The 3,499-nt window shown below is 37.6% G+C and carries 3 protein-coding genes and 1 pseudogene; all 4 read left to right on the top strand.

Going from position 1 to position 3,499, the window contains the following annotated elements:
* A pseudogene (locus tag V7K44_RS19325) lies at window positions 1-672 on the top strand (CHAT domain-containing protein); the annotation flags it as partial.
* A 3-nt stretch (window positions 673-675) separates the two neighbouring features.
* Window positions 676-1,890 carry a CHAT domain-containing protein gene (locus V7K44_RS19320; RefSeq protein ID WP_334933523.1) on the top strand — a complete coding sequence of 405 codons (1,215 nt, stop codon included), beginning with the start codon at window positions 676-678 and terminating at the stop codon, window positions 1,888-1,890.
* Between the two features lie 3 nt (window positions 1,891-1,893).
* Complete coding sequence (locus tag V7K44_RS19315) at window positions 1,894-2,268, top strand: hypothetical protein (protein ID WP_334933522.1); 375 nt, start codon at window positions 1,894-1,896, stop codon at window positions 2,266-2,268.
* A complete protein-coding gene (locus V7K44_RS19310) occupies window positions 2,268-3,434 on the top strand; it encodes a hypothetical protein (RefSeq protein WP_334933521.1) in 1,167 nt (388 codons plus the stop codon). The genes V7K44_RS19315 and V7K44_RS19310 overlap by 1 nt, the downstream gene beginning before the upstream one ends.
* The last annotated feature ends 65 nt before the right edge of the window (window positions 3,435-3,499 follow it).

The following is a 3,499-nucleotide window of genomic DNA, read 5'->3' as shown; positions in this document are numbered from 1 at the left end:
AGTAACAGAATATTTGGAGAACGAGCCGAGAATATTGAATTTGCGATCGCTGCTTATTCTGCTGCACTCGAAGTTAGAACCCGCAGCGCCTTTCCGGAAAATTGGGCAACGACGCAAAATAATCTGGGGACTGCTTACGGTGACAGAATATTTGGAGAACGAGCCGAGAATATTGAATTTGCGATCGCTGCTTATTCTGCTGCACTCGAAGTATATACCCGCAGCGCCTTTCCGGAAAATTGGGCAGGTACGCAAACTAATCTGGGGACTGCTTACGGTGACAGAATATTTGGAGAACGAGCCGAGAATATTGAATTTGCGATCGCTGCTTATTCTGCTGCACTCGAAGTTAGAACCCACAGCGCCTTTCCTCAATACCATGCAGAAACTTTGTTAAATCTCGGCAGCTTATACCAAGGTGAAGAACAATTTAACTCAGCTTACAATACCTTTATTAAAGCAATAGAAACAGTGGAAGCTTTGCGGGGTGAAATTGTTTCTGGCGAAGAAGTTAAGCGCAAACAAGCAGAAGAATGGAATCAACTTTATCGACGCATGGTGGAAGTTTGCCTAGCATTGGGAAGAGAAACGGAGGCAATAGAATATATTGAACGTAGCAAAACCCGCAATTTAGTAGAACTGTTAACTAAAGCAACATTAATAAATCAATAAAATTTGCCTTTAGTTGGCAGCAGAATCCACTTTTCAGAAATTCAAAACCTCTTAGACAACGAAACTGTAATCATTCAGTGGTACATTTTTAATAATTGTTTTCGCGCTTTCATCATCACCCACGACAACAATAACCCAATAATCTGGCATTCTAATGAACAAGACTTAAATGCCTTAATCAATTGGACAAATGAATATCTACGCGACTATTACAACCCGGAAGACAAAGATAAAATCCAATGGCAGAATCAGCTAGAAGAACGCCTGAAAAAGTTAGCAGAAATTCTGCATCTTAAGGAAATCTTAAACCAAATACCCAAACAATACGACAGATTAATCCTTATTCCTCATCGCTACTTACACCTGTTTCCTCTCCATGCTTTACCTGTCAAAGAATCATACCTAATTGACTTATTCCCCAACGGCGTAGGCTATGCACCCAGTTGTCAACTTCTGCAACAAGTCCAACTGCGTCAACGTCCTGATTTTCAATCTTTATTTGCTATCCAAAACCCCACAGAAGACTTATATCAAGGCTACGAAAAAGATTTAGGAGCCGTTGCAGCCATTAAGAAACAGTTTACTGATGTTAATATTTTGAAGCAAGACCAAGCCAAAAAATCAGCAATTATCTGTATTAATGAAAATCCTCACAATGTCACACTGCATGAAAAATTGCTGAAAGCTAACTGTGCTTTTTTCTTCTGTCATGGATACTTTAACTCTGCTTCTCCCCAAGATTCTGGTTTACAGTTAGCTGATGGAAACCTGACTTTAGCAGATATCATTACTTACTTCAAACTAGAAAACTGTCGCCTAGTCACTCTCTCTGCTTGCGAAACGGGTTTTACCGACTTCACAAGCACCAGTGATGAATACATTGGTTTACCCAGTGGATTTTTGTTAGCAGGTAGTACCAATGTAGTCAGTAGCCTTTGGACAGTCAGCGCGACAGCTACAGCATTATTGATGATAAAATTTTACGAAGAACTACAGCAGCAAAGTAATATTGTATTAGCTTTAAATACAGCACAACGTTGGTTAAGAGAGACGACAGTCAAAGGTTTTCAAGGTTGGTTGAATAATTGCTCACTAAGTCTTGTTTGGCAAACACAACTAAATCAATACTTTGATGATAAGCATGACAATGCCTCAACTAAACCTTTTGAATCACCTTTTTATTGGGCTGCTTTTTGTAACATAGGTAAAGGAGTTTAGAAAATGTCAGTTTATAAAAATAGCGTCTTAGCTTTTATTCAAGTGCTTGACTCTCAATCAAAATTGATTCCTACTCAAGACTGGAATGAATTGCAGCAACTATCTAATCAGTTACCAGAAGACAATGAGGAAATTTCAGAAATCCTAGAAAATTGGTTGCAACCAGAATCTCGTAGTCAACTTCTAGAAGCCTACAAGCAAAACCTGAAATCACTCACTGTTGTATCTCCTATTGACGGAGATAGAAACATAGGAATAGCTAATAGTAAATCACAAACTCCAGTCAATCAACCTAGTGAATCATCAAAGGAACTTGTAGATAACGCCATAAAAAACAATTCTCCTTTGTCTGAAAACACCAAAGCCGACAAAAAATAGTGAAGAATTTCAGCCTCAGCCTCTATGCTTTTCATCTCTGCCACACCCTAACTGAACTTCCCGGTGAAGTTGTGGCTGATGCTAATCTCTTGTGGGAAAATCTGGTGAAAGTGGGTGAAGGTTCGCTGACTTTTGTCGGGTTGAAAGATTTACGCTCAAAATTAATTTGTTATCAAAATGGTAAATACGACCCCAAGCAGGAAATAGGAAGAATATCAGAACGGTTAATTGATGCTCAAGATTTAGATTTGGGTAGTCTCCCCACAACAGAAGGCTTTAAAATTAATGCTAATCTTCAGCCTTTCTTGCTTAACGATACTTACGCCGTTGATTTAACTCTGGTTCCAGAATCACCAAATATTTCCATAGACATACCACAACTGCAACATTTTAAACCAAGTTCTCTACTACCATCTAATATTCAAGCATCTCTAGGACAAACATTATTGATTTATGGAGAAGTAGATCCAAGTGAAGATTGTGATACACTAGCTAAAAAATTAGCCATAGCCTTTGTAGCTGGCACAAATTTAAATCCTGTACCAACACAACAAGGAGAACTATTTGCTAGTCTTTTATTTGAATACCAAGCACTTGACCCGAATGAACCAGATAATCTTGCTAAACAATGTCATATTTTAATACTCATTAATAATAGTCAAGCTACAACAGGAACGCTTGCAGAAGCAGCCTATAACTGGTTACTAAATTTACTATGTAGCTACCACAAAATACTTTATATTTATAAATTAGCGCGTCAACGCTACCGAGAAGCGAGAGAAATTTACAGTGATTTAGAAAATAAAATCCAAAATTTTAACAAACTGATATCTAGAAATCAAACACAATTATCTGGATTAAAAAACTTAATGGGAAAAATTCCACAAAAAAGCTTTGATTACACCAGATGCTTGCAAGATTTACAAACGCACCACACAGCAATTACTACTAATATTACTAATTACAGAATTTGTTTAGAGAAGATTCAAACTATTGATAGCGGGAATAGCCCGCAATCCTGGCAAGATTTTATTAATAAAGACTGTAAAAAATGGCAAGAACAAATACAAACAGATATTAACTATCTGACTCCAGGTCAAGAATTGTTTGGACAATTCGTTGATACAATTCGCGGTATACCCCTCTTCTGTCACTCTCCGAGTTAAGCAAGTAATAAATAAGTGAAATTATCCAGAAGCATAACAGGGTTTAAATTGATTCATTGCAGCAA

The sequence above is a fragment of the Nostoc sp. genome, from assembly GCF_036917235.1.
GTDB lineage: Bacteria > Cyanobacteriota > Cyanobacteriia > Cyanobacteriales > Nostocaceae > Nostoc.
This window is presented reverse-complemented; position numbering and strand designations above follow the sequence as displayed.